The 25,888-nt window shown below is 56.6% G+C and carries 24 protein-coding genes, 4 tRNA genes and 1 pseudogene; 17 read left to right on the plus strand and 12 right to left on the minus strand.

Annotated elements, in window-relative coordinates; translation table 11 throughout:
- Positions 1–60: 60 nt before the first annotated feature.
- The 4 genes from C4N22_RS11340 to C4N22_RS11355 form a co-directional block, all read right to left on the minus strand.
- Positions 61–960 (minus strand): 4Fe-4S binding protein, encoded by a 900-nt coding sequence (locus C4N22_RS11340; protein ID WP_112149049.1) that lies wholly within the window; start codon positions 958–960, stop codon positions 61–63.
- Positions 957–1,415 carry an FMN-binding protein gene (locus C4N22_RS11345; protein ID WP_112149050.1) on the minus strand — a complete coding sequence of 153 codons (459 nt, stop codon included), beginning with the start codon at positions 1,413–1,415 and terminating at the stop codon, positions 957–959. Before C4N22_RS11345 ends, C4N22_RS11340 begins: the two co-directional genes overlap by 4 nt.
- On the minus strand, positions 1,412–2,521 hold the full coding sequence (locus C4N22_RS11350) for an FMN-binding protein (RefSeq protein ID WP_112149051.1): 1,110 nt from the start codon (positions 2,519–2,521) through the stop codon (positions 1,412–1,414). Before C4N22_RS11350 ends, C4N22_RS11345 begins: the two co-directional genes overlap by 4 nt.
- A gap of 100 nt (positions 2,522–2,621) precedes the next feature.
- Positions 2,622–3,458, minus strand: coding sequence for a hypothetical protein (locus C4N22_RS11355; RefSeq protein ID WP_112149052.1), 837 nt, complete (start codon positions 3,456–3,458; stop codon positions 2,622–2,624).
- A gap of 244 nt (positions 3,459–3,702) precedes the next feature.
- On the opposite strand from C4N22_RS11355, the pseudogene C4N22_RS11360 reads away from it, so the two are divergent.
- The 4 genes and pseudogenes from C4N22_RS11360 to C4N22_RS11375 all read left to right on the plus strand — a co-directional run.
- Positions 3,703–3,891, plus strand: a pseudogene (locus C4N22_RS11360) (ZIP family metal transporter); the annotation flags it as partial.
- A 247-nt stretch (positions 3,892–4,138) separates the two neighbouring features.
- Positions 4,139–4,750, plus strand: coding sequence for a class I SAM-dependent methyltransferase (locus C4N22_RS11365; RefSeq protein ID WP_112149053.1), 612 nt, complete (start codon positions 4,139–4,141; stop codon positions 4,748–4,750).
- An 88-nt stretch (positions 4,751–4,838) separates the two neighbouring features.
- Positions 4,839–5,681, plus strand: a complete 843-nt coding sequence (locus tag C4N22_RS11370; protein ID WP_112149054.1) for a class I SAM-dependent methyltransferase — start codon at positions 4,839–4,841, stop codon at positions 5,679–5,681.
- Positions 5,682–5,866: 185 nt separating this feature from the next.
- Entirely contained in the window at positions 5,867–6,619 is a 753-nt protein-coding gene (locus C4N22_RS11375; RefSeq protein WP_112115349.1) for a DUF4866 domain-containing protein, read from the plus strand.
- A gap of 112 nt (positions 6,620–6,731) precedes the next feature.
- Here the strand turns inward: C4N22_RS11375 and C4N22_RS11380 are convergent, their stop codons facing one another.
- Positions 6,732–8,066 (minus strand): threonine/serine ThrE exporter family protein, encoded by a 1,335-nt coding sequence (locus C4N22_RS11380; RefSeq protein WP_112149055.1) that lies wholly within the window; start codon positions 8,064–8,066, stop codon positions 6,732–6,734.
- A 22-nt stretch (positions 8,067–8,088) separates the two neighbouring features.
- Between C4N22_RS11380 and C4N22_RS11385 the strand changes: the two genes are divergently transcribed.
- Positions 8,089–8,319, plus strand: coding sequence for a hypothetical protein (locus C4N22_RS11385; RefSeq protein ID WP_242981015.1), 231 nt, complete (start codon positions 8,089–8,091; stop codon positions 8,317–8,319).
- A 103-nt stretch (positions 8,320–8,422) separates the two neighbouring features.
- Here C4N22_RS11385 and C4N22_RS11390 read toward each other — a convergent pair whose 3' ends face one another.
- Entirely contained in the window at positions 8,423–9,556 is a 1,134-nt protein-coding gene (locus tag C4N22_RS11390; protein ID WP_112149056.1) for an SLC13 family permease, read from the minus strand.
- Positions 9,557–9,620: 64 nt separating this feature from the next.
- A complete protein-coding gene (locus tag C4N22_RS11395) occupies positions 9,621–10,553 on the minus strand; it encodes an AEC family transporter (RefSeq protein ID WP_112149057.1) in 933 nt (310 codons plus the stop codon).
- Between the two features lie 458 nt (positions 10,554–11,011).
- Here C4N22_RS11395 and C4N22_RS11405 point away from each other — a divergent pair, with 458 nt between their 5' ends.
- From C4N22_RS11405 to C4N22_RS11415, 3 genes are all read left to right on the plus strand, one after another.
- A complete protein-coding gene (locus tag C4N22_RS11405) occupies positions 11,012–12,517 on the plus strand; it encodes a DNA methylase (protein ID WP_112149058.1) in 1,506 nt (501 codons plus the stop codon).
- Positions 12,498–13,022, plus strand: coding sequence for a hypothetical protein (locus tag C4N22_RS11410; RefSeq protein ID WP_242981016.1), 525 nt, complete (start codon positions 12,498–12,500; stop codon positions 13,020–13,022). The genes C4N22_RS11405 and C4N22_RS11410 overlap by 20 nt, the downstream gene beginning before the upstream one ends.
- A gap of 136 nt (positions 13,023–13,158) precedes the next feature.
- Positions 13,159–13,503 carry a cupin domain-containing protein gene (locus C4N22_RS11415; protein ID WP_112149059.1) on the plus strand — a complete coding sequence of 115 codons (345 nt, stop codon included), beginning with the start codon at positions 13,159–13,161 and terminating at the stop codon, positions 13,501–13,503.
- Between the two features lie 94 nt (positions 13,504–13,597).
- On the opposite strand, the gene gltA is transcribed toward C4N22_RS11415, so the two are convergent.
- Both gltA and C4N22_RS11425 read right to left on the minus strand, forming a co-directional pair.
- The gene (gltA, locus tag C4N22_RS11420; protein WP_112149060.1) at positions 13,598–14,992 is read right to left on the minus strand and encodes an NADPH-dependent glutamate synthase; all 1,395 of its coding nucleotides are present in this window, start codon (positions 14,990–14,992) and stop codon (positions 13,598–13,600) included.
- A gap of 1 nt (position 14,993) precedes the next feature.
- Positions 14,994–15,836: a sulfide/dihydroorotate dehydrogenase-like FAD/NAD-binding protein gene (locus tag C4N22_RS11425; protein ID WP_112115356.1), complete on the minus strand. Its 843-nt coding sequence runs from the start codon at positions 15,834–15,836 to the stop codon at positions 14,994–14,996.
- 284 nt (positions 15,837–16,120) lie between these two features.
- Between C4N22_RS11425 and C4N22_RS11430 the strand changes: the two genes are divergently transcribed.
- The 6 genes from C4N22_RS11430 to C4N22_RS11455 all read left to right on the plus strand — a co-directional run bounded on the left by C4N22_RS11430 (position 16,121) and on the right by C4N22_RS11455 (position 20,379).
- A tRNA-Gly gene (locus C4N22_RS11430) sits at positions 16,121–16,196 on the plus strand.
- Positions 16,197–16,203: 7 nt separating this feature from the next.
- Positions 16,204–16,279, plus strand: a tRNA-Val gene (locus tag C4N22_RS11435).
- 3 nt (positions 16,280–16,282) lie between these two features.
- Positions 16,283–16,356, plus strand: a tRNA-Asp gene (locus tag C4N22_RS11440).
- A gap of 87 nt (positions 16,357–16,443) precedes the next feature.
- A tRNA-Gly gene (locus C4N22_RS11445) sits at positions 16,444–16,519 on the plus strand.
- 196 nt (positions 16,520–16,715) lie between these two features.
- Complete coding sequence (locus C4N22_RS11450; protein WP_112149061.1) at positions 16,716–18,500, plus strand: ABC transporter ATP-binding protein; 1,785 nt, start codon at positions 16,716–16,718, stop codon at positions 18,498–18,500.
- Positions 18,493–20,379 (plus strand): ABC transporter ATP-binding protein, encoded by a 1,887-nt coding sequence (locus tag C4N22_RS11455; protein WP_112149062.1) that lies wholly within the window; start codon positions 18,493–18,495, stop codon positions 20,377–20,379. The genes C4N22_RS11450 and C4N22_RS11455 overlap by 8 nt, the downstream gene beginning before the upstream one ends.
- Before the next feature lie 76 nt (positions 20,380–20,455).
- Here C4N22_RS11455 and C4N22_RS11460 read toward each other — a convergent pair whose 3' ends face one another.
- Positions 20,456–21,385 (minus strand): AEC family transporter, encoded by a 930-nt coding sequence (locus C4N22_RS11460; RefSeq protein WP_112149063.1) that lies wholly within the window; start codon positions 21,383–21,385, stop codon positions 20,456–20,458.
- A 101-nt stretch (positions 21,386–21,486) separates the two neighbouring features.
- Positions 21,487–22,482: a nucleoid-associated protein gene (locus tag C4N22_RS11465; protein ID WP_112149064.1), complete on the minus strand. Its 996-nt coding sequence runs from the start codon at positions 22,480–22,482 to the stop codon at positions 21,487–21,489.
- Between the two features lie 178 nt (positions 22,483–22,660).
- Between C4N22_RS11465 and C4N22_RS11470 the strand changes: the two genes are divergently transcribed.
- Complete coding sequence (locus tag C4N22_RS11470; protein ID WP_112115361.1) at positions 22,661–23,038, plus strand: PH domain-containing protein; 378 nt, start codon at positions 22,661–22,663, stop codon at positions 23,036–23,038.
- A 93-nt stretch (positions 23,039–23,131) separates the two neighbouring features.
- On the opposite strand, the gene C4N22_RS11475 is transcribed toward C4N22_RS11470, so the two are convergent.
- On the minus strand, positions 23,132–23,380 hold the full coding sequence (locus C4N22_RS11475; RefSeq protein WP_022256311.1) for a hypothetical protein: 249 nt from the start codon (positions 23,378–23,380) through the stop codon (positions 23,132–23,134).
- Between the two features lie 205 nt (positions 23,381–23,585).
- Here C4N22_RS11475 and C4N22_RS11480 point away from each other — a divergent pair, with 205 nt between their 5' ends.
- Both C4N22_RS11480 and C4N22_RS11485 read left to right on the plus strand, forming a co-directional pair.
- On the plus strand, positions 23,586–24,479 hold the full coding sequence (locus tag C4N22_RS11480; RefSeq protein WP_242981017.1) for an AraC family transcriptional regulator: 894 nt from the start codon (positions 23,586–23,588) through the stop codon (positions 24,477–24,479).
- A gap of 80 nt (positions 24,480–24,559) precedes the next feature.
- A complete protein-coding gene (locus C4N22_RS11485; RefSeq protein ID WP_112149114.1) occupies positions 24,560–25,855 on the plus strand; it encodes an MATE family efflux transporter in 1,296 nt (431 codons plus the stop codon).
- Positions 25,856–25,888: the final 33 nt, after the last annotated feature.

Consider the following 25,888-nt stretch of genomic DNA (forward strand, 5'->3'; position numbering starts at 1 on the left):
ATCTCCCAGCCAAAAGGAGGCTGCTGCACAAATACTGCGCAGCAGCCTCCTTTTTTTAGTTCAGATGAATCGGCAAAAGCCCAGCCAGCAGCCCAGCAGGAAGAAGAGCAACCCTTTACCCAGCACCGGCAGCCATAGATGCTTGCACAAGGTGGTATCCCACCGGTGGATGTTCTGCTTGGGGCAGGTGCCAACGCAGGCTTCACAGGCGATGCATTCCGCGCTGCGCAGGCTGGTTTCCTCCAGCTTCAGGCACACCGGGCACTGCTGTTTACAGGCATTGCAGTCCGGGATGCAGCCGTCGCTCTTCCGGTGCAGCCGCGCAAATGGCAGCACCGGCAGCAGGGCAAACACCGCTCCCATGGGGCAGAGGAACTGACAGAAGAACCGGGGCTGCACCGCCATACCCAGCAAAATGAGCACAAGCAGCCCGATGCCCACACCAAAGCCCTCCGGCGGCAGATGCAGAGCCGTCAGGCGGGAAAACACCTCCCACGGGCTTGCGCCGGTCAGCATCTTTTCCTGCCGGGTCACATACAGTGCTACCAGCCATGCCAGCAGCAGATATTTGACCTTCTGCCCCAAAAGCACCGCCCGCTCCGGCAGACGGAGCTGCTTTTTGCGGTGGAACAGCTTTTTCTGAATAAGCCCGGAAAGCGCCCAGACGGCATCGCCCAAGCTGCCGAAAGCACAGGCGTACCCACAGAAAAAACGGTCGAAAAGCAGGGTGAAGCCGCACAGCCCCAGCAGGGAAAGTGTGAAGCTGTCCACAGAGAGCACCTCGCCTGCACCGATGTGCAGAAAGATCTGTTTTACCCCGGAAAACCCGGCCACGAATGCGCCCGGCATGGACACAAAGAAGAACAACTGCACCCCGGTGCGCAGCCATGTACGGCGCTTTTTGTCCCGCTGACGCTGCTGCGCCGCTGTTAAAGGCTTTGCCTGCGTTTTTTCCATCATCCTGCCGCCTTTCCCAGTGCGTTCTCTACCGCACCGATCAGTCCTTCTGCCGTGAGGGTGGCGCCGGAAACGGTATCCACCTCAGCAGACTGCACTGCCAGCATCTCGTCCAGCAAAGGCAGCGCCTGCTTATAGTAGGGCTTATCCTCGCCGGAAGCATCCAGCACCGCAATATCGGTCATTTTTCCGTTCTGGATCGTCACCGACACCCGAATGACATCGCCAAAACCATAGGCGCTGCCCTCATAGATGCCGTCCCGGTAGCCGCTCTGCTCTGCCTGTGCTGCGCTCTGCGCCTGCAAAACGGAAGCATTGTAGGCTTCCACTTCGGCAATTTCCTGCTCGCGCTGGCTTACCGCTGCCGCCCGGGTCAGCGCCACCTGCTGGTATTGCCACAGTACCCCCAAAATTAGCAGCAGGTTCACCGCCCGGAGGAGAAAATTTTTGTATTTCATTCTGCTGCTCCTTCCGTTTCAGGTTCAATCCCGGTCTCTTCCGGCGGCAGTGCCGGCTCGGATGTCGGCAGCACTTCCTCAGAAGATGCCGGTTCCGGTTCAGAGGATGCCGGTGCATCTGCCGGGAAAAGCTGCTGCCATACTTCCTTGAGCCACACGGGAACGGCGCTCTTTTCCTCCGGCTGCACCACCTCCACGGTGGGCGCGGTGACCGGCGTTTCCCCGGGCTCTGCTGCTTCAGACAGTGCGGTTTCCTCTGCCGTCTCTTCCGATGCAGTCTGCTCCGGAGCGGTTTTCTCTGCCGGGGCAACAGCGGCCTTTGCCAGTGCCAGCTTGACTGCGTTCAGAATTCCGGTGGAGGAGTAGGTGGCACCGGAAACAGTATCCACGTTGGGGCTTTGTCCCTCCAGAATGGCGGGGATGACCTGTTTTGCCCGGGAGAGATATTCCTCCTCGTCCTCGGCGCTCAGGATCGTGATATCGGTAATTTTATCCTCTGTCACCGTGACCTGCACTGTGATCTGCCCCTCAAAGCCCGTGGCTTCGGCAGTGTAGATGCCGTCCAAGTAGATGGAGGGAGCCGTAAATTCCTCCACCACAAGCGTTGCAGCGGGCTTTGGCTGGGGCGGCAGGGGATTGTTGACCACCTCGCCGGTCAGGGCGTTCTGCACTGCGCCCAGAATGCCCCGGCTGGTGTAGGTGGCCTCGGAAATGGCATCCACCTCCCAGCTCTGAGCCTCCACCACGGTGGTCAAAAGCCGCTTGGCACGCCGCAGAAACTGCTTGGTCTCGTGGGATGCGTCCAAGATCTCCACCTCCGTGATGCTGCCGTTTTCCATGGTGACCTGTACTCGGACGGCACCGCCGTAGCCCCGGGAAGAGCCGACGTAAACGCCGTCGGCATAGGGCAGCTTGGGCAGGGTTTCTTTCTCCGCTTCGGAGGAGGCGGCTTCCACAGGCTGCTCCACCACGGTTGTCAGCTTTTCCGGCACGGCGGCCAGCACCGGAACGGTGCGGGGCAGGGCAAAAAGTACAGCTGCCGCTACCGCCACCGTCGGGAGCAGCTGCACCAGCGGCAGCAGGGTATGGCATCGTTTTTTGTTCATTCCAACTCCTCCTGACACGGAAAAGCAAGGCCGCCTGATGCCAAGCGACCTTGCCGTTTTGTGCTATATTTTACAATAAATTAGGCAGTTTCCCGTGCATTCACAGCGCCACATTGACCGGCAGGACATACACGCCGTCGGCGGCGTAGAAGGTGATCTGAGTAATCGTCTTGCCGATGATGGATGCAAAGTAAGGATCATCGGCATTGAAGCCCAGCTTGGTACCATGCCAGATGTTGGTCACATGATGCAGGCCGTACTCACTGCCATCGGCGGTGGTCAGAACTACGCCGTAGACCTTGTTGGCCTTGTAGTCCAGATCAAAACCGGAGAGCTTCATCTCGTAGGTGGCGTGGTGACCGTTGGGATTCAGCTCCACAGTGGTGCCCTCTACGGTGGTCTCGGTGGCGTGGACCTTGCCAAACTCCCACTTGCCGCTCAGCAGGTTATACCATGCGGTGATGTAGTAGGCAGGGGTCTCACTGAGTTTGTAGTAAGCGTAGCTCTCGTTCTCAAACAAGGCATCTACGCCGGTGTAGGTGGTGGTGGATTCCTTGCCCTTCAGGGTAACGGTAATGTCGTAGCTGTCGGCATCGGTGACCTGCTTTGCGTTCTTCAGCGCCCACGGGGTCAGCACCTTGACCGGGAAGGAAACGCCGGTGATGTCGGTGCCATCTGCGTTGACGTGGTAGGAACCGGCGGCAAGGTTGCCTGCACGGGTCTTGTTCTTGGTGGCGCTGGTCACAGCGTCGATCTCAGATGCGTTGTCCACACCGGCAGCCTTGTAGAAGTCGGCGTAGGGGATGTTCATCTGGACATAGCTGGAGGTCAGGCCGTTTTCCTGTTCCACCTCTTCCGCAGCGAAGGCCGGGACTGCCACAGCGCATACCAGCATAGCGGTCGCAAGTGCACCTGCAAATACTTTTTTCAATCTCATGATAACACACCTCTATCTCAGTTTTGAAAAAACAGTTAGCTTTACCTAACAATTGATGCAAAAAAATGCAGGGGCAAAACCCCTCAGATGGTTAGGCAAAACAAATTCGCGAACTAAAAATAGCACTCCCACTGGGCGTTGTCAAGCAGAAACCGGCAAGTTTGCAGAGGTGAACTTTTCGGTGCAGGAAACGATCTGCATCCGCTATCTCGCAAAGTCCTTGACCTTTTTGCCGGAGCGCAGGATTCTGGCAGCAGGCATCGTGGTGCCCGCGTTGCCCTATCTGCTCAGCTTTGCTGCCGGAGCCATGCTGTATGTCGTGGCGGAGGAACGGATCCCCGAAATGTCGCAGAGGCAGCACTCCAACGTTGGCACGGTATTTTTCGCGGTGGGCTTCAGCGTGATGATGGTGCTGGATGTGGCACTGGGGTGACGGTTGGGGGTTCCCGAAAGCGAAATCTCTTTCGGAATCTCCGAAAATGCCTAAACTCCTTGACAGAGGCAACGGCAGGGCGTATTATTTTGGCAGAAGGACCGCTGAGAGGCGGCTTTTTATAGAACAGAAAGTTAGCTTTACCTAACTTGCAGCACGAGGAATTGCTGGCCTGTCATCCGGTGCAGTGGGCGCATCTGGTAAAAAGCATTGCATTGTGAACGGTAAACAGAAAGAGGGAGGCATTATGTCCTTTTTTGAAAACACCCGAAAGCCCGTAGGACTTGGCGGGAAGATCATGGTTGCTATGATGAACTTTGGACACAGCGCAATGGCAGAATGGGGGCTACGTTTTTTACAGCCTGCCCCGGATGCCATGGTGCTGGACTGCGGCTGCGGCGGTGGAGCGAACATGAAAACGCTGTTGAAACTGTGCCCCAACGGCAAGGTGCAGGGCATCGACTACTCAGCCGTCAGCGTGGAAAAAGCGCGAAAAGTCAATGCCGGAGCCATTGCGGCAGGACGGTGTACCGTGCAACAGGCAAGTGTGGCAGAACTGCCGTTTGAGGCGGAGCAGTTTGATGTGGTGACTGCCTTTGAAACGGTCTACTTCTGGCCGGAGCTTGCACAGAATTTCAGAGAGGTTTATCGGGTGCTGAAACCCGGCGGAATCTTTTTTATCTGTAACGAAGCAAACGGCGAAACGACAAAAGACGATAAATGGACGCAGATCATCGATGGCATGGCCATCTATACGGATACTGCACTGAAAGAGTATCTGGAACAAGCAGGATTTTGTCAGATCCAAAGCCACAAAAATAAAAAGGGCTGGCTTTGCGTTACGGCGCAAAAGCGGTGAAGTAGTGCAACCGTAACACTTGGAACAGGGAAGAGCATGGCATGGTTTGTCTGCCGGAAAGCAGAATGAGGAGAACAGGGAGGAACCTATGAAATACAAGATCGAGAAAAACACCGTGCAGGAGACGTTGATCCTCCCACTGTATTCCCGGAAGCTGTGCACCGAGCTGTATCCGAACCTTTACCGGGACGAAACGGCGGTGCGCTTGCTGAGCGAGATCGACTACGACTTTTCAGAGGCAGAGAAAAATTCCCGCAGCCTGATGCAGCGTTTCGGTGCACTGGAGGTGGCCATGCGGCAGAATGACCTTGCCTTTGAAGTGCAGGCGTACCTGAAAAACCACCCCTGCGCGGCAGTAGTCAACCTGGGCTGTGGGCTGGATAACACCGGCAGAGCCTGCGACAACGGCAGATGCAAGATCTACAATCTGGACTTCCCGGATGTGATTGCCTTGCGCCAGCAGCTTCTGCCCGCCGGGGAGCGGGAACAAAACATCCCCTGCGACCTGAAAGACCCCGCATGGTTTGACAAGATCGATGCCACCGGCGGGGCGGTGTTTTTTGCCTCCGGGGTGTTCTATTACTTCCTGACCCAGCAGGTCAAGACGCTGGTGCAGGGGATGGCGGATGCTTTCCCCGGCGGGGTGCTGGTGTTCGATGCCGCCAACCGCACGGCGGTAAAGATGATCGCCAAGACATGGCTCAGGACGGCGAAAATCAAGGATGTAGGAGCATATTTCGCGGTTTCGGATGCGAAAAGCGAGCTTTCCCCATGGGACAGCCGTCTGCAGGTCACAAGCCGGGGCTATATGCTGGGGTACAACGATTTGAAAGATCCTTCTGTCAGCGGCTTTTTCCGATTTCTCGCCAAGGTCGGGGACAACGGGATGAAAATGCAGATCGTGAAGATCAGATTTGGAGACAGACAATGAAATATGTCGGGATGCCCATGGGGATGTGGGTGCTGTTTGCCGGTTCCTTTCAAAAGCAGCCGACCGCAGCCCCTACTCGTGGAACAGTGTTCTATATATAGCAGCAATATGAAAGCAGTATTTCACAGCGGGGCATGATGAATCTATAATAGTAGTTGGAAATAAACAGAAAGAGGGTCTTTTTGATGGCAACGATATTTCCAAGAGAAGAAAAGGCAGAGGCACTGTTCGGGGAGATCCTGAAAAATCCAGAAGCCTGCCACCGCCTGATGGATACCTTCAACGACTCGCTGGACATGGCAGACGTACTGGATGCGCCGGCCGTGAGTGCACAGCAGTTTGCCGCGGCGCTGTTCAATGCCTACGAGAACAAGGATCTGTCTGCCTTTCTGATGGCGATCTGCCAGCACAGTATGTTTGACCTGCTACGGAACGCTGCCCTGATCCCGTTCAAATTCAACGCCGATGGTCAGCCGAACCCGGTGATCCTGACGGATGATGCCGGCGTTCTTTTGCCGAACAACAAAGTTGCCGTGAGCAGCAAAGTATACGACCGGTTCACCCGGGTGTTCCAGAAGCAGGAAAAGGTAAAAATGTACCTTGCCAGCGGCTACTGCAAGTATCACGGCTACGACGAAGGCTCGATGGATGTGGTGGAGTACCACTACAACCAGCATTTGGGGCTGCTGCTGATCTACGAACTGCCGGACACCGTGAAGCAGAAGGTAACGGAAGCGGAGGCCTACTCCACCGTCTGGGATATCCAGATGAAGCTGCAGCACGCACTGCCCCGTTCCGTGGTCTACTATGGACAGGATACGCTCAAGGACGGCGGAACCCGCTACGATGAACTTGGCGTTTTTCTGCCGCTGGAACACTTTGCCGACCGGCTGGAACGCCATGTGGAAACTGCTACCAAGATCGTTTACGGCGAGTAAACGCCCTGTAAACGGACTCCCTTATAAGTGCATCACAGCAAAACAAAACGCAGCGAACCGTTAAAAGATTCGCTGCGTTTTGCCTTATAAGGGAGAATGGAAATGCTGCACATCAGGTGCAATAACGGAAAGTCTTGTCAGTGACAATACGGGCGAAGATCAGCCCTAACGGCAGTGCTACGATGATGAGAATGGCATCTGCAAACCATGTGGCGGAGTCCATCAGAGACAGGATGCCCAGATTATAGATGGCACGGTAGAAATACAGTCCCGGTACCATGATAACGATGGACGGCACGGTGACGGAGATGCGGGGATAACCGACGGCGCTCTTCAGGCAGGAGGCCAGCAATCCGGACAGCAGTGCGCCCAGAAACGCTGCAATAGCGGGCGGAAAGCCCGCAAGGCTCACCAGCTCCAGCCGGAACGTGTTCGTTACCGCACCGATAAGGGCGGCGCAGACTGCCAGGTTCCGGGGACTGTTGAACATGAGCGAAAAGCCGAACACACCGCCAAAACTTGCCAGCAGCCGGAACACGATCTCTTCCGGGAGTGTCAGGCTCAGGGCAGGGAACTGCACCGGCTGCAAATGCAGCAGCAGTGCCATGATCCAAGCCGTCATGGTTGCCACCAGAATGATGAGGACGGCGTAGGCCAGACGTTCCAGCCCGGAGCGCATATCCAGCTTGGCAAGGTCGATGCCGCTGGTAATGAACGGAAAGCCCGGAATGATGAAGAGCATGGAGCAGATATACCCCGCCTCGTGCTGCACCGATACGGCAAACAGCACCTCTGCCAGCTTCAGCAGGATGGCATACACGAGGCTTGCTGAACAGACCGACGCCGTAATGCCCAGAAACAGGGTGAAATGGTGCTTTGTCAGCTTGCACCGTACAAAGTTGCCGATGCCTGCACCGCAGAAAGCACACAGCATTTCCACAATGCCGCCGCCAAGCAGAAAGGTGAAGCAGCCGCAGGCCAGTGCAGCTGCAAAACCCAGTGCGATGGGCGAATACAAGCCGTGGATGCGCTCGATCTCATCAAGGTGGCTGTGCAGCTCTTCGCCGGTCATAAATTTTCCTTCCCGTTCGAAGTCGCTGACGAAATGCTCCAGCCGGTTCAGCCGGGAGGTATTCACGCCCGTATTTGTCAGACAGAGTGACTGGGTATAACACTGGTCACCGTCAAAGCAGGTGAACTCAATGGACAACAGGCCGATGTCCGCTGTTGTTGTGACTCCCAGCTCCCGCGAAAGGGTGTTCATGGAGCTTCGGACACGCCATGCGCCGGTGCCGCATTCCAGCAGCATCAGCCCGGTGCGTCCAATGACGGAAGCTTTTTCCACAAGCCCCGCCTCGGTAATGGGGACGCCCTTGCTGGCCGAAGCATAGTCGTGCCAGTAGACTTCCATGTGATTTTTGATGATCTCACTTTGCCGTTGTCCCATACCGGAAAGCCTCCTTTGTGATATGGGAATGTTGCAGCCGTTTCAAGACTGCGGTGCTATTATAAGGGAAATTGCAGGGCGGGTAAAACGTATCTTGGATATGCCGGCAATGTTCGTTTGGTATTTCAAAGAAGAAAATACGTTGCGTTTTTGGCGGCTCTGCGGTAGGATAGAAAAAACACGCCGAAAGGCAACCGCCGTGACCCTTCAACAACTCCGCTATGTCACGGCTGTTGCCGGCACCATTACTTGATAACTGTATACGATAAAACCAAAGGGAGCTCTGCCCGGATCTTCGTCCGTGACGGAACTCCCCTTTTTAGCTTTATAGAAAAACCATAAGTCATCTGCCACACTCAACGGAGCAAGAACCACACGCCCAGCAGGAGCACAAGGAAGATCAGGTTGGATAGGGTGAACAGCCCAAAATATTGCTTCTTCCCCTGTGGCAGCTCCCGTGCGATCTGCCGGTAGGAAATAAGACTGGCCATGGATGCGATCAAAGTGCCAAGACCTCCCAGATTGGTGCCGATGATGAGGGCTTGTGTCTCTGCCGTGAACCCGGATAGCAGCAGGGCGGCGGGAACATTACTGGTGACCTGCGAAGCAAGAACCGCCACCAGCACTTCCCGGCCGGTCAGAAACTCCTGCAGCCAGCCGGAAAAAGCGGGAATACGGCCCAGATTGCCAATGAAGATGAAAAAAGCCACAAAGGTCAAAAGCAGGGAATAGTCCACCGCCCGTAAGGTGTGCGGGTCTGCAAAAAGGGCGCAGACGAGCACAGCGGCAAAGGCAATGCCATAGGGCAGCACCCGGATCACGGACAGCAGGCAGACGGCAAACAACACCAGATACAGCAGGATGATCTTCTGATCTCCCTGAGATGCAGAGGAAGAAACAAGCTCGTCCACGGAGAGGGCGGCAGAGGCTTTCCGGCAGACCAGCGCTGCCCAAGCCAGCAGCAGGAGCAGAGAGACCAGGGTGTAGGGCAGCATAAGAAGCACAAATCCCCCGATGCTCATGCCGCTTTTTCCGTAAAGATAGAGGTTCTGCGGGTTGCCGATGGGGGTCAGCATGCTGCCAAGGTTTGCCGCAATGGTCTGCATACAGACCACCGGAATCAGAAGGGAGCGGCGAACATCCGCTCCCAGACGGCTCAGGACTACGAACGTAAAGGGAACGAAGGTCAGCAGGGAAACATCGTTGGTGATGAACATGCTTCCGAAAAAGCACAGCCCGACCAGCACCAGCGTCAGCTGAAAGGTGCTGTGGGTACGGGACAGCAATGCTCGGCCCAGTCCATCAAAAACGCCCTGCCGCCGCAGTCCGGCCATGACCGTCATCAGGGAAAACAGAATCGCCAGCGTGCGCAGGTCGATGTAGCCGAGATACTGCACATCCGGCGGAACAAAGAAAGCGGAGACAACGGCCAGCACAGCGGCTGCGGTGAGGACCGTTTCCTGCTGAATGAATTGTTTGAGTAGTTTCATAGAGACACATCCTTATAGTTGCAAAGGCAGTCCTGATGCGGTGCCGGACGGCCTTTTTTGTATTTCAGAGCAGCAGCTCAAACAACCCGATCATCAGCGGCATGGTCAGGATGGAAAGCAGCGTGCTCAGGACATAGATCGCACTGGAATGAGAAGCATCCCGGTCATAGAGCTGTGCCATGGAGGTGACCGTTGCACAGGCGGGGGTAATGGCAGAAAGGTAGACCGTCATCAGGATGGGCTTGCCGTCCGGGATCCAAAGGGATGCGTGAACTGCCCAAAGCAGCAGAACGATGACCAGCGGAACACCCAGCAGACGCAGAAATACCGGCAGATAGTTGCGCGGGGTGCAGAAAACCTTTTTCAGGGGCACTTCCGCAATGGCCATGCCTGCCAGCAGCATTCCCATGGGGCCGATCATATTGCCGACACTGCTCAGTGTGCTGGTGATCGGGGCAGGCAGCGAGACGTGCAGCAGGTACAGCAGAGCACCGGCTGCAATGGCAATCAGGTTGACATTGGTAAGGAGCTTGCGCCATTCCAGCTGTGCAGACCCTTGCAGGCAGGCGCTTGCATGGGTCCAGAGCAGCACCAGCTGTACAATGACAAAGGCGCAGGAGTAGACAACATATTCCTCCCCCAGCAGGGCTTGCACGATGGGGATGACCAGCGCGGCGGCATTGCTGTAAATGATATTGACCTGCTCCACAGCGTCCAGCTTGAGAGCTTTGCGGAACAGCGCATTCAGAAGCAGAAATACAACGTGCATTCCAACGGCGATGCCCATGGAATAAAGCAGGCCGGTGCGGATCTCCGGTGTATCCTTGATCTGAAAGGCGTTCAGAACGACACAGGGCATGACCAGATAGACAAAGACCACAGACAGCACCTTACTGTCCGATTCCTTCAACAGGCCGGTTTTTACAACGGCATATCCCATCAGCAGAATCAGAAATAGCTGCGCAATCTGCTGCATCAATAAAAGGCTGATTTGCATTTGAATCTCCTCTTTTGCAATTCGTTTTTGCAGCACCATCCTACTCCATTGGCGGGGCATCGTCAAGAGAAAACAGAAAAAATACGATTAGAGCAAGAAAAAACGGATGGCTCCGCAGAACCATCCGCTAAAATCTGAGATCCACCCGGCAGCGAAAGGATCCATACATGCCCATTTTTGTATCGTTACTCGGAAGATATGTTTACTTATGCCTGTGGGGGGGCTGGCCATTTCCCTTGTTGATACAATTCAACACACATCCTTTTGTATTCATAACTGTATCGCATAAAAATACCCCCAATACTGGGTGTCCAGGATTAGGGGTACATATTAAAATGCTGCCACTCTTTTTTTGTTGTCCGAATCACAGACAAAATAGCTGCTCTATCTTGAAAACAGCGTAAAGATTTGCTTTAATAAGATAAATGGTTGTATCTTTTGCAAAGGAGGGCAGAAGTATGGCAGCGCAGCGCACCTATCTGGCAATCGACCTGAAAAGTTTCTACGCCTCGGTGGAGTGCGTGGACCGCCATCTCGACCCTCTGACCACCAATCTGGTGGTGGCGGACGCAACCCGTACCGAAAAGACCATCTGCCTTGCAGTGTCGCCCTCCCTGAAAGCTTACAAGATACCCGGCAGAGCGCGGCTGTTTGAAGCCGTTCAGCGGGTGAAAGAGGTCAACGCTCAGCGGCTGCAGACTGCCATCCGGCAGCAAAAGGCAGTCCGAGGAGAGGATGGCAAATATCACTTTGCCAGCACCTCTTTCGATGCCAACGCCCTGAACGCAGACCCGGCGCTGGGCTTGAGTTACATCATTGCGCCGCCCCGGATGCAGCGATATCTGGACGTGTCCACCCAGATCTACAAGACCTACCTCAAATATGTGTCCCCGGCGGATATCTACCCCTACTCCATCGACGAGGTTTTCATTGATGTGACGGGCTACCTGCCCTATTACCACATGAGCGCCCACGAGCTTGCCATGACTATGGTGCGGGAGGTGCTGACCAACACCGGAATCACCGCAACGGCAGGCATCGGCACCAACCTCTACCTTGCAAAGCTGGCCATGGACATTGTGGCCAAACACATCCCGGCAGACAAAGATGGCGTCCGCATTGCGGAACTGGATGAGCAGTCCTATCGGTATCTGCTGTGGGACCACCGCCCGCTGACGGATTTCTGGATGACAGGACCCGGCACCGTCAAACGACTGGAGGCCCACGGCATTTATACGATGGGGGACTTGGCACGGTTTTCCATCCACGGGGAAGATCGTCTGTATGAAATTTTCGGCGTGGATGCAGAGATTCTCATTGATCATGCATGGGGCTATGAACCCTGCGGCATGGAGCAGATCAAAAGCTACAAGCCCAGCACCAACAGCATCAGCGAGGGGCAGGTGCTATCTACTCCTTATCCGTGTGATAAAGCAAAACTCATCGTCCGGGAAATGGCGGAAATTCTGATGTTCCGGCTCACGGAAAAGAAACTGGTGACGGAATCCATCACTTTGGAGGTGGGCTACGACCGGGAGAACGTGGACAACGGCGGCTATCGTGGTCTGACCCAGACCGACCGCTACGGCAGAACCATCCCCAAGGCAGCCCACGGCACCGTCCGGTTCGATGCTCCTACCAATCTGGGCAGCACCCTCATCAACGAAAGTGCAAAGCTGTTTGAGCGTATTACAAATCCGGCACTGACGGTGCGGCGCATCACCATCAACGCCAACAAGGTCACGCCGGACGAGGGGATTTATCAGGTGGATTTTTTCACCGACACCAAGAAGCTGGAAAAGGAGAAGAAACTCCAGCAAGCCATGTTGGGCATCAAGAACAAGTACGGCAAAAATGCGGTGTTGAAAGCCAGCAGCTACGAAGAAGGTGCCACCATGCGCCAGCGAAATGCGCAGATCGGCGGTCACAGCGCAGGAGATTCAGATGGAAAACTACAAAAATAGCAAGGCCGGGCGGGAGACCGTCCGGAAATACGGGGACATTCTGGAGATGGAACGCCCCCAGACCGAAGAATCCCTCCGTAAGCACCCGCGCATGACCTTACAGAACCGGGCAAAGATCTTTTCGCCTTTCTCTCCGCTGCGGGGTTACGACGAGCAGCTTGCCGCAGAAAAACAGCGCACCGAGCGTGTGGCCAAGCGCATTCTGACCGAGGAAGAAAAGTCCGCCCTGTCCGATCGGCTGATGCAGGTCACCAAGGGCATGACCATCACGGTGCGGTACTTCAAGGAGGACACCGCCCACCCGGAGGTTCCGGCGGTGGGCAACTACATCACCCTGACCGGAAAAGCGGACCGCATCGACCCGGTGTTCCGCACCCTGCAGGTGGGCGACACCGTGGTGCCCTTTGAAGATCTGGTGGAGGTCAGCGGGGGGCGAATAGAGGAAAATCTGCCGGACTTTTTTTACCAGCAGCTCTTCCGAGATGTGGGAGAAAGGCAGGAGTAAAGATTCAGACTTTCCGCCAGTGTGCCGATGCCGCGGTTGCGTCTGGGAAGAAAATACAGTATAATGGTCACAGAGATTCCATGGGTTTCTGAACACGAAAAACGCCGCCACTGCGGCAGAAAACGAGGAAATGAATATGAATCTGCCTGAAAAGAAACAGCGCTGGGTCTCCCATGCTGAGGTTCTGCCGCAGCCCGCCGGGGCGGGCGTCACCCGCCGGGTGCTGGCTTATACCGACGGCCTGATGTGCGTGGAGAACACCTTTGAAAAAGGAGCCGTGGGTGCTTTACATCACCACCCGCACACCCAGATCACCTATGTGGTGTCGGGCGCGTTTGAATTTACCGTGGACGGCGAGACCCATACCGTCCGGGCAGGGGATACCATCCTGAAAGAGGACGGCGTGGAGCACGGCTGTGTCTGCACCGAGGCCGGTATCCTGCTGGACATCTTTACCCCTATGCGGGAGGATTTTGTCTAAGCAAAGTGCAGACCGAACCAGAATCAAAGCAAAACAGCACCCTGAACGCTCTTTGCAGCGTCTCAGGGTGCTGTTTTTACAGAGAAATTACGGATTACTTGCTCTGGATGTACTCGTCGATGGCCTTGGCGGCGGCCTTGCCGGCACCCATGGCCTTGATGACGGTAGCGGCGCCGGTCACGGCGTCACCGCCAGCGTACACACCCTCGCGGCTGGTCTTGCCCTCATCGCCCTCGGTGACGATGCAGCCATGCTTGTTGGTCTCCAGGCCCGGGGTGGTGGAGCGGATGAGCGGGTTGGGGCTGGTGCCCAGGCTCATGATGACGGTATCCACATCCATGGTGAACTCGCTGCCCTTTTTCTCAATGGGGCGGCGGCGGCCGGAAGCGTCCGGCTCACCCAGTTCCATCTCGATGCAGGTAATGGCCTTGACAAAACCGTCCTCATCAGGCAGGATCTCCACAGGGTTGCAAAGGGTCTTGAAGATGATGCCCTCCTCCTCGGCGTGCTCAACCTCCTCCTTGCGGGCGGGCAGCTCGGCCATGCCGCGGCGGTAGACGATGTAGACCGTCTCAGCACCCAGGCGCAGAGCGCTGCGGGCAGCGTCCATGGCCACATTGCCGCCCCCAACAACGGCCACTTTCTTGCCGGTGCGGATGGGGGTCTTGCTGGTGGGCAGGTAGGCTTTCATCAGGTTGGAACGGGTGAGGAACTCATTGGCGGAGTACACGCCTTTGAGGCTCTCGCCGGGGATGCCCATAAAGCGGGGCAGGCCGGCACCGGAGCCTACAAAAACGGCCTCATAGCCGTACTCGCCCATCAGCTCGTCGATGGTGAGCACCTTGCCGATGACCATATTGCACTCAAAATCCACGCCCATCTTCTTCAGGCCGTCGATCTCCTGCTGGACAATGGCCTTGGGCAGACGGAACTCAGGGATGCCGTACATCAGCACGCCGCCGGCCACATGCAGGGCCTCGTACACGGTGACTTTATAGCCCAGCTTGGCCAGATCGCCTGCAGCGGTCAGACCGGCAGGACCGGCGCCGATGATGGCGACTTTGTGGCCGTTGGACGCGGGAACGATGGGAGCGGTGTGGACATTCTCGCGGTGCCAGTCGGCCACAAAGCGCTCCAGACGGCCGATGCCGACGGGCTCGTTCTTGATGCCGCGGGTGCACTTGCCCTCGCACTGGCTCTCCTGCGGGCAGACACGGCCGCAGACGGCAGGCAGGGAAGAGGAGCGGTTGATGACCTGATAAGCGGCCTCAAAATCGCCCTCTGCCACATGGCCGATGAATTCCGGGATATCAATGCCGACGGGGCAGCCCGTCTGGCAGGGTTTGTTTTTGCAGTGGACGCAGCGCTTGGCCTCGTTGACAGCCATCTCAGCGGTGTAGCCCAGTGCCACTTCCTCAAAGTTCTTGTTGCGGACGTTGGGGTCCTGGGTGGGCATGGGGCATTTCTTCGGGTCCATATTGAAAGCCATCTTATTTTACCTCCTGATTCAGCAGATTGCAGGCTGCTTCGCGGGCGCGGGCCTCAAAGGGGCGGTACATGGTGCCGCGGGCCATTGCCTCGTCAAAATCCACGAGGTCGCCGTCAAAGTCGGGGCCGTCCACGCAGGCAAACTTGGTCTGGCCGCCCACGGTCAGGCGGCAGCCGCCGCACATGCCGGTGCCGTCGATCATAATGGGGTTCATGGAGACGATGCTCTTCAGGCCATGCTTCTGGCAGGTCTTGACCACAAACTTCATCATGATGAGCGGGCCGATGGTGATGACCAGATCATACTGGTTGCCGGCGGCCACCAGCTCGTCCAGGGCAGCAGTGACCACACCCTTGGTGCCGTAGCTGCCGTCGTCGGTCATCACGCGCAGCTCGTCGCTGCAGGCCTTGAACTCGTCCTCGAGGATGAGCAGGTCTTTGCTGCGGAAACCGACCACGCTGTGCACCACGCAGCCCTGCTCGTGCAGTTCACGGGCGATGGGCAGAGCGATGGCACAGCCCACGCCGCCGCCGACCACGCAGACCTTTTTCAGGCCCTCCACCTCTGTGGCGCGGCCCAGGGGGCCCACAAAATCGTGGACGCTCTCGCCCACCTTGAGGCTGTTCAGCTCCATGGTGGTGCCGCCCACGATCTGGAAAATGATATCCACAGTGCCTGCCTCGCGGTCATAACCGGCCACGGTCAGGGGGATGCGCTCGCTGTCCTCAAACGGGCGCACAATGATAAACTGGCCCGGCTTTGCTTTTTTGGCAATGAGCGGGGCTTCAATGACCATCTTTGTCACGGTGGGGTTCAGCGCGACTTTCTCAGTGATCTTATACATTGCGTTTGCTCCTTTTTCTGGCAAGATCTCAGTGCATGAAAACGCGTCTGCCCTGCCCGCACGGCAGGCTACAGACGCGGAATCCTTCAGGCAACAATTTGACAAAATAATTATAACGGTTTTAGGATGGAATTGCAATTAAATTCTCTTCGTGTCAGCGGCGGCAAACTTGACCAAACAAAAAAATTGAAAAAAATGCAAATTTGTGGTTGACAATGACCCCGGGGTGCGGTATAATAATCGACGTCGCCGGGAGCAACACCCCGGGACGCCACATGGAGTATGCGGCCGTAGCTCATCTGGTAGAGCGCCACCTTGCCAAGGTGGAGGTAGCGAGTTCGAGCCTCGTCGGCCGCTCCATTATTGTGGAAGTTTAGCTCAGCTGGGAGAGCATCTGCCTTACAAGCAGAGGGTCAGCGGTTCGAGCCCGTTAACTTCCACCATGTGGCCCGGTAGCTCAGTTGGTTAGAGCACCAGCCTGTCACGCTGGGGGTCGTCGGTTCGAGCCCGATCCGGGTCGCTACATTTGAGGCGAAAGCTTCTACCTACTTTGAACTTGTTTCAGGGCGTCAGAAATGACGGGTGCAAGGGTAAATGCACCGATTATGCGGCCGTAGCTCATCTGGTAGAGCGCCACCTTGCCAAGGTGGAGGTAGCGAGTTCGAGCCTCGTCGGCCGCTCCAACACGAAGCCATCATCAATGCGTATTGCAAAGATGATGGCTTTTTTGTTTGATTCTCGGAGTGGGAAAGTTTGCAGATGTTGACAGAATCTGCGAATGCCCTTATACTGGCATCGTTCGGTTTTGAAAAGCATATAGGGCGGCTCGCCTTTGTGCGCGTTTTTGCTGATGGATAGGAAAAGGAGGGAAACGTTGCAGTGATCTTTGGCAAGTACATCAACCGCTACTACCTCAAGAATGCTCCGGTGCTTCTGCTGGGCCTGGCGGCACTGCTGACGGTAGACTACATCCAGCTTTTGATCCCCCGGCTTTACCGGCTGGTGATCAACGGGGTCAACATGGGGCAGGTGGTCGTGGACGGGCAGACTGTGGCTTTTGGCAAAGAGGTGCTGTTCCAGCACATCTGCCTGCCGATGATCTACATTATTATATTGATGGTGCTGGGCCGCTTTTTGTGGCGCGTCTGCTTCTTTGGCAGTGCCGTGCGGGTCACGGCAGATCTGCGGGAGCGGATGTTTGACCACAGCCGCCAGCTCTCCCAGCAATATTATCAGGTCAACAAGGTGGGCAACCTGATGAGCCTGTACACCAACGACCTGGATACCATCCAGGAGTGCTTTGGCGATGGCGTGCTCATGTTTTTTGACGCCCTGACCCTTGGCCTGCTGGCCCTTTATAAAATGTGGAACATGGATCACCAGCTCACGCTGTTGGCCCTGATCCCGGCGCTGCTGATGCTGGCCATTGGCACCGTGATGGGCAAGACGATGACCAAGACCTGGGAGAAGCGCCAGCAGGCTTTCTCCGACCTCTCAGACTTCGCGCAGGAGAATTTCTCCGGCATCGCGGTCATCAAGGCCTTTGTCAAGGAACTGAAAGAGCTGATCGCGTTCCGGAAGCTCAACAAGGAAAACGAGAAGATCAACGTGGAGTATACCCGCATCTCGGTGCTGCTGGAGATCATGGTCACCCTGCTTGTGGAGTCGGTCATCTGCGTGATCCTGGGTTTTGGCGGCTATCTTGTCTACGTCGGGCAGTTCAACGCGGGCCAGCTGGTGGAGTACATCGGTTACTTTGAGGCCATCGTCTGGCCCATCATGGCCGTGGCCATGCTCATTGAAAAATCCTCCCGTGGCAAGGCGTCCCTCAACCGCATCACCGAGCTGCTGGATGCCCCCATTGATGTGGCTGACCGTCCCGGCGTGCCGGATCTGGCCAATGTGCAGGGCGGCGTGGAATTCCGGGACCTGACGTTCCGCTACCCGGACGGCGAGTTCGATGTGCTCAAAAACATCAGCTTCACGATCCAGCCCGGCGAGAGAGTGGGCATCGTGGGCAAGACGGGCGCGGGCAAGACCGCTCTGGTAGACCTGCTGCTTCGCACCTACAACGTGCCGGACGGCACCCTGTTTGTGGATGGAAAAGACGTCAACACCGTTTCCATCCACTCGGTGCGCAACGCCTGCGCCTATGTCCCGCAGGACAACTTCCTCTTCTCGGACACCATCGCCCATAACATCGGGTTCGGTGTGGATGACGCTACCCGGGAGGACATTGACCGTGCTGCCGCGCTGGCGGACGTCCGTGACAACATCGTGGACTTTAAAGACGGTTATGAGACCGTGCTGGGCGAGCGCGGTGTGACCGTTTCCGGCGGCCAGAAGCAGCGCATCTCCATTGCCCGCGCCCTGCTCAAGAACGCGCCCATCCTGATTCTGGACGATTCCGTCTCGGCCGTGGACACTCGCACCGAGAAGATCATTCTGGACAACCTCAAGGCCAGCCGGGCAGGGAAGACCACCCTCCTCATTGCCCACCGCATTTCCACGGTGGAGGGGCTGGACAAGATCATCTTCCTTGAGGATGGCCGGGTGGAGGCCGTGGGCCCCCACGACAGCCTGTATGCTTCCTGCCCCGAGTATCGCCGGATGGTGGACCTCCAGCGGCTGGAAGATGAGGTAGGAGGTGACAGCAATGGCTAATGTGAATCCGCTTCTGCTGGTGGGAGCCGTTATTGGTGTGGTCACGGCCCTGCTGGTGTTTGCCTACGCCTCCGTCAAGGACAAAAAAGGATCCATGGGCTTTGAACGGAATATGGCCGATGGCGAGATCGTCCGCCGTCTGGTCCAGTACGCCAAGCCCTATGGCGGAAAATTCATCATTGTGGGCTTTCTGGTCCTCTTCTCCATCAGTTACGATATTGCGTCTCCTCTCATCGTGGGCTATATTGAAGAGCTGGTGGTAGGGGACTTTACCCTCGACCATCTGTTTGCCTCGGTGGCGGTCTATGCGGGCGTGCTCGTCTTCTCGATGCTGAGCACCTATTTCCAGGCCGTCATCCTCCAGAAAGTGGGGCAGCGCATCATTTCCGACCTGCGCGAAGACCTGTTTACCCACATCGAGTCACTGGCTCACGAACAGCTCAATGAGATCCCGGTGGGCAAGCTGGTCACCCGCGTGACCAACGACACCAATGCCATCTCGATGATGTTTACAAACTTGCTGGTCAACCTGACCAAGAACGCGTTCGTCATTCTGGGCATTCTGGTGGCGATGCTCTGCCTCAACTATGAGCTGACCCTGATGGTGCTCTGCTTTGTGCCGTTCATCGTCATCTTCACGGTCATCTTCCGCAAGTTCTCCCGTCGGGCTTACCGCAAGGTGAAAGATGCCACGACCGACATCAATACCTATCTTTCCGAGAACCTCTCTGGCATCAAAGTGACCCAGATCTTTGGCCGGGAAGACGAGAAGATGACCGAGTTCCGCCAGAAGAGCCAGACTCTGGCCCGGGCGAACCAGGAGCAGATCTTCGTTTTTGGCGTGTTCCGCCCGCTGGTGTATATGCTTTATATCAGTTCCATTCTCTGCCTGTTCTATCTGGGCGGCATGGGCCACCTGACGGGGGCCACGTTCCTGGGGCAGAGCATTTCGTCCGGCACCATCGTCACGTTCTACATGTACATCTCCAAGTTCTTTACGCCGATCCAGAACCTGGCGGAGCAATTCAACTGGCTGCAGTCGGCCTTTGCGTCGTCGGAGAAAGTTTTCTCCATCATGGACATTGAGCCCAAGATGCAGGATGCCCCGGACGCCATCGAGCTGGAGGACATCAAGGGCGAGATCGAATTCAAGGATGTCTGGTTCAGCTATATCCCCGGCGAGTGGGTGCTGCAGGGCGTTTCGTTCCATGTGAACCCCCGCCAGACCGTTGCATTCGTGGGCTCCACGGGCTCCGGCAAGAGCACGATCCTCTCCCTCATCTGCCGCAACTATGAGTTCCAGAGAGGTGAGATTTTGATTGATGGCATCGACATCCGCAAGATCAAAATTTCCTGCCTGCGGAAGCACTTCGGCCAGATGCTGCAGGATGTTTTCCTCTTCTCAGGTACCATCCGCTCCAATATTGTCCTGCGGGAGGAGAACATCCCGGATGAAGAAATTATGGAGGTCTGCCGCTATGTCAACGCGGACCACTTCATCAACAAGCTGGACCATGGGCTGGACGAGGAAGTCCGGGAGCGGGGCAACAACTTCTCGGCAGGCCAGCGCCAGCTGCTCAGTTTTGCCCGCACCATCCTGCACAAGCCCAGCGTGATGATCCTGGACGAGGCCACCGCCAACATCGACACCGAGACCGAGCTGCTGATCCAGGATTCGCTGGAAAAGATGCGCTCGGTGGGCACTATGCTCATTGTGGCTCACCGCCTGTCCACCATTCAGCACGCGGACAACATCATTGTGCTCTCGCACGGCAAAATTCTGGAGCAGGGCACTCACCAGAAGCTGCTGGCCCGGCACGGGCGGTATTACCAGCTCTACACGCTGCAATACCACAAAGAGCAGCTGAATTCGCAATAAAGGAAATCAAAAGACAAAACGCTCCCGCATTGGGCCAAGACCCTTTGCAGGAGCGTTTTTTGAGAACATTTTCGTTTTACGCCATCGTGAGCACCAGCGCGCACAGCGGCAGGGTAAGGATGCTGAGCAGGGTGGTGAGTACAACGCACCCGGCGGCAAACTGCTCATCGTGGCCGAACTGCACCGCAAACACCGAGGTGATGGCAGCAGCGGGGCAGCACTCGAGCAGCAGCACGACCTGTGCGGCCATCCCGAAGCGGAACAGCCCCAGCAGAGCAAAGGCCCCAAGGCAGAGGGCTGGGATGACCAGCATCCGCACGGCGGCCAGTTTCCAGATGGGGCGGCTGCAGACGATGCTCTTTAAATCGCCCGCTGCGATCAGCATTCCGGTGATGAGCATGGAAAGAGGGGTGTTCATGGCACCCAGCAGGGAGATGGGCTGGGCCAGCAGGGCGGGGATGGGGATTTGCAGGAGGTAAATGGCCAGGCCAACCAGGACAGCGTAAATGGCCGGGGTGTGGGCCAGGCTCTTCACCACGGCTTTGGGGTCAGAGCTGCCGCTGACCATGCTGTAGCCCAGCGTCCAGAGCAGGACGTTGAACACCGTGACATAGGCGCTGGCGTAAAGCAGCCCCTCCGAGCCGAACAGGGCCGAGATGAGCGGGAAGCCCATGTAAGCTGCATTGGAAAAGATGCTGGCGAAGCGGAAGATCGCGGTCCGGCTGTTCTTGCGGCGGGCGGTGAGGGCCAGCGTGAGCACGGTACCCAGTGCAACGGTGAGGATGCTCAGGCCGAACGCCGCCAGCAGGTTGCGCAGAATTTCAAAGCTGAACTCCATCTGATAGGAGTTTACGATCATGGCCGGGACCACGATGTTGACCAGCAGATTGGACAGCGGCTGTTTATGTTCCAGCTTCAGGACACCCGTTTTGACAGCCAACGTGCCCACCCCAATGAGCAGAAACAGCACAATGACCTGTTGGGCGCAGATAAGTGCCAACTCCATAAAGAATCCTCCTTGCAGTCCAGACAATCAAAAACATTACGAAGAATACAACACGGGTATACCATAGAAAGACTGAAATTGCAAGAGGGAGCGCGGTAAAATTACAAAATCACATTTTTAATCAGGAGGGAGACACTGCCGTCCGCATCGTGGAGGAATTCCACGGCCGAATCCTCGGAAAGCATCTCGGTAGGGATCTTGACCTCAATGCCGTTGGCAGTGTGGATGCTGCGGCTCTCCATCCGGCGGATGCGGGCAGGCGTCACCGTCACGGGCTGGTCGTGCATGGCGGGTTCCAGCACGTCGCTTTTCTCCACATAGTCATCAAAGGGGACGGCAGCCAGCGGGTAGTCCTCGGCCAGCTGTCTGCGCACCTGCTCCACAGTGACTTGATTGTCGTTGTCAGAGGCCTGATTGGCGATGAGCATGGCTACCTGTGCCTCGGCGTGGGGCTCGTCGGCATAGCTGTCTTTCACAGCCTGGGCAGCGGCTTCCTGGATGGCCTGCAGCTTTTTCTTTTCGGGCTCGGCCTGGGTGTACTGGAACACCACTGTGGAGAGGTAAAACTCTTTGTGGCCGTCGATGTCGTATTTCTTTTCCAGCAGGCGCATGGAGTAATCGGTCAGGTCCACAAGGGCACCCTCCTCCACCTTGCCGCTCTGGGTGGGCAGGCAGGCCCGCTGCTGGATAATGGAGTTGACGGGGGCTCCGCCCACCTCCTCCGTGTAATGGGTGTAGCCGTTTTTGTAGTTCAGTTTCAGGATCCCCAGCCAGGGCTCGCCATCCCGGGTGAAATCCACCACGGCCAGGTCTGCCCCGGGGATGGTGGTGTGGGCGTGCATGTAATCAAACAGGACACCCGCGATCCGGCAGGAGAGGTCCACGAAATCCTTGTTCTGTTCCAGCTCGTTCTGAAACGCGGAGTCGGGCAGGGGACGGCACTGGCGGATGTCATCGCTGGCCAGCAGTTTTTCAATGTGGTATTGCAGGTACGCCATTTTCTCGGCGGTAGGCTCCATGCAGCTGCCGCTGAGCACCGGGGCGTCCAGTGTGGTGTCCAGCACATGCAGAATGGCCTGATGAATGATGATCTCCATAATATCCCTCACGGTTCTCGTTTATTTTGGGCCCCGGGAGCGGGGCAGAAGTTCTCGAAGTGAATTATAACATATCCCGCGCCCAAAAGCGAGAGCTGGACATCTTGCAACACCACGCTGCAGATGCTATACTGGGCACAGAATGAACTGCGCTACAGCACTGAAAGGGGAAGACAGAATGGAATTTCGGGATAAACCGATGCAGAACCTCATCCGCGTCAAAGAAAAAGAGATCTGCAAAAATGTGCAGGAGCTGCTGCTGGACGGCGAGCAGATCGTGGGAGCCTACAAGACGGTGCGTGACCAGGCCGTGTTTACCTCCCACCGTATTTTTATTGTGGATATGCAGGGCGTCACGGGCACCCGGCAGGAGATCTTTGTGCTGCCCTACCGGAAGATCGTCCATTTCGGCATCCAGACGGCCGGCTTTGGCGACCCGCTGCAGACCTCACAGCTGACGGTCTGCTATGCGGATGAGCACGAGATGAAGTTTGGCTTTATCGGGCAGGAGGAACTGCTGGCGGTGGCAAAGGCCATCAGCCGCTGCATCCTGTAAAACAGCAAAGCAAACGAAAGGCCCGCTCCGGGGCATTGTACGCCGGGGCGGGTCTCTCGTTTTGCTGTAATATGTGAATGAGATGATGGCAATTTAGCAGGCGCGGTCCTTGCGGCCGGCCTCCAGCATATAGTGCAGGAAGCCCGTCACGTCAGCAGGGTCGGCCACGCTGATGGAAAAGCCCTTGGCGGGGGCTTTCATCATCTGGAACAGCTCGGTGGCGGCAGAATCTTTCTTCAGGTCGCAGGTCTCGCCATTGTCCAGATGCAGGTAAACACTGCCCTTGCTGGCAGCAACCTGGCGCATAAAACGGTCTTTATCAAGATATTGAATCCGAAGCATAAAAATACCTCCTAGAAAACAGATTTAGAGACATCGGGTGCGGGCAGTTGTTTTCCGTCCGTCGCGGTGTTATACTGAGCTTGCAGCTCTGATGAAATAATACCACAAAACAGGTGGATGTAGTAGAATAAAAGCACCCGATTTATACAACAAAATCGGCTTGGATAAAAAACTAACATTCATGTGGGGAAAGGAATTGGCAAATATGGCGGTACAGGTCTGCAACATTGTTGTGGCAAGCTCGGAGGGCCGGGAGCTGGCACAACACGGAAGCCCAATGTTCCCCATCGCGTGCTATGCGGAGGACATGACGGCAGATTCCGTGGCATGGCACTGGCACGAGGAATTTGAGTATATCCTATCGGAAAAAGGCATTTTGTGTGTGGATGTGAACAAGACCCGCGTCCGCCTGAATCAGGGAGAGGGTATTTTTGTGAACTCCGGGGCGCTTCATGCGGTGGAGCAGAGCCCCGCCCTGCTCCACTCCTGCGTGTTCCACCCGCGGCTGGTGGGCGGTATGGACACCATCTTCTGGCAGAAGCTCATCAAGCCCATGACCCAGCCGGGAGCTCCGGCGTTCTTCCTCCTCAATGAGGCGGTGCCCTGGCAGAAAGAGGTGCTGGCCTGCCTGCGGGATGCCTGGCGGGAGGTGGCCGATGAGCCCTTTGATTATGAGAACCGGGCGCGGTATCATCTCTCGGCGGCGTTGCGGATCCTCAGCACCCAGTGCGTGGGCGGCAAGACCAAAGTCTCCCAGCAGGAGCAGATCGCGGCCGAGCGGATGAAGCAGATGCTCCGCTTTGTGGAGGAGCACTATGCGGAGGAGCTGACCGTGGAGAAGATCGCCGCCTGTGTGGCTCTGAGCGAGAGTGCCTGCCTGCGCTCGTTCCGGCAGCTGCTGGGAACCACCCCCATCCAGTATGTCAAGCAGTACCGGGTGGAAAAGGCCGCCGAACTCCTCCGTTCCACCCGCCTCAAGACCGGGGAGATCGGGGCTGAGTGCGGTTTTGCAGATGGCAGCTACTTTATTAAAACATTCCGCGAGGTGAAACACTGTACTCCGCTGGAATACCGGCAGCGCTTCGGCCTGGAAGCATAAAACAGGAGTTGAAAAAATTGGAAAAGGAGAATCCGTTTATCGTGCAGCGCAGTCTTACCCAAGGGCCCATTACCCGCAATATGCTGCTGTTTGCCCTGCCGCTGATGTGCGGCAACCTCTTGCAGCAGATGTATAACATTGCCGATACCTGGGTGGTGGGCCGCTTCCTCGGAGCGGACGCTCTGGCCGCCGTGGGTTCATCTTACACCCTGATGACCTTCCTTACCTCCATTGTGCTGGGCCTGTGTATGGGCAGCGGCGCGGTCATCTCCATGCAGTATGGCGGTGGGGAAGAGGCCCGGATGCGGCAGAGCGTGTTCCAGTCCTTTGCCCTCATTGCGGGCATCTCGCTGGCAGTCAACCTGCTGGTTTATCTGGGCCTCAACGGCATTTTGTGGGTGCTGCGGGTCCCGGTGGAGATCCGCCCGCTGATGAAGCAGTACCTCGTTATGATCTTCGGCGGCATTTTTGCCACTTTTTTGTATAACTACTTTGCAAATCTGCTCCGGGCTATCGGGAACTCGATGGTGCCGCTGGTCTTTCTGGCAGTGTCGTCGATCCTGAACGTGGTGCTGGACCTGGTCTGTGTGCTGGTGCTCCACTGGGGCGTCCAGGGTGCGGCCATCGCCACCGTGTTTTCCCAGTTTGTATCCGGCGTGGGCATCGGGCTTTATACCTTAAAGCAGTTCCCGGAGCTCTGCCCCCGGCGGGAAGACTGCAAGTGGGACAAGCACAATCTGGGAACCATCCTGAATCTGTCCGTTATGACCAGCGTCCAGCAGTCCATCATGAACTTTGGCATCCTGATGGTGCAGGGCCTTGTCAACAGTTTTGGCACGGTCATCATGGCGGCCTTTGCAGCGGCGGTCAAAATTGATTCCTTTGCCTATATGCCGGTGCAGGATTTCGGCAACGCGTTCTCCACCTATGTGGCCCAGAACTACGGGGCCAACCAGCCGGAGCGCATCCGTAAGGGCATCCGGAGCGCGGCGGCCACTTCTGCTGTGTTCTGCATCTGCATCAGCGTGCTGGTCTGCCTGTTTGCAGCTCCGCTCATACAGATTTTTATGGATCCGTCCCAGACGGGGATCGTCGCGGCGGGGGTGCACTACCTCCACATTGAGGGGGCCTGTTATCTTGGCATTGGCATCCTGTTCCTGCTGTACGGCTACTACCGCGCTGTCAACCAGCCGGGAATGTCGGTCATCCTGACCATTGCTTCGCTGGGCACCCGTGTGGCGCTGGCCTACCTGCTCTCGGCCACTCCACTGGGCGTGACGGGCATCTGGCTCAGTGTGCCCATTGGCTGGGCACTGGCGGACGCCATTGGCATTGGCTATTATTTCAAAAATAAGAAAACGAAGGCAGCAGCATGAAAACCATCTGCCTTATGTGCCATGGCGAGACGC

The sequence above is a fragment of the Faecalibacterium prausnitzii genome (genome assembly GCF_003287495.1).
GTDB lineage: Bacteria > Bacillota > Clostridia > Oscillospirales > Ruminococcaceae > Faecalibacterium > Faecalibacterium prausnitzii_I.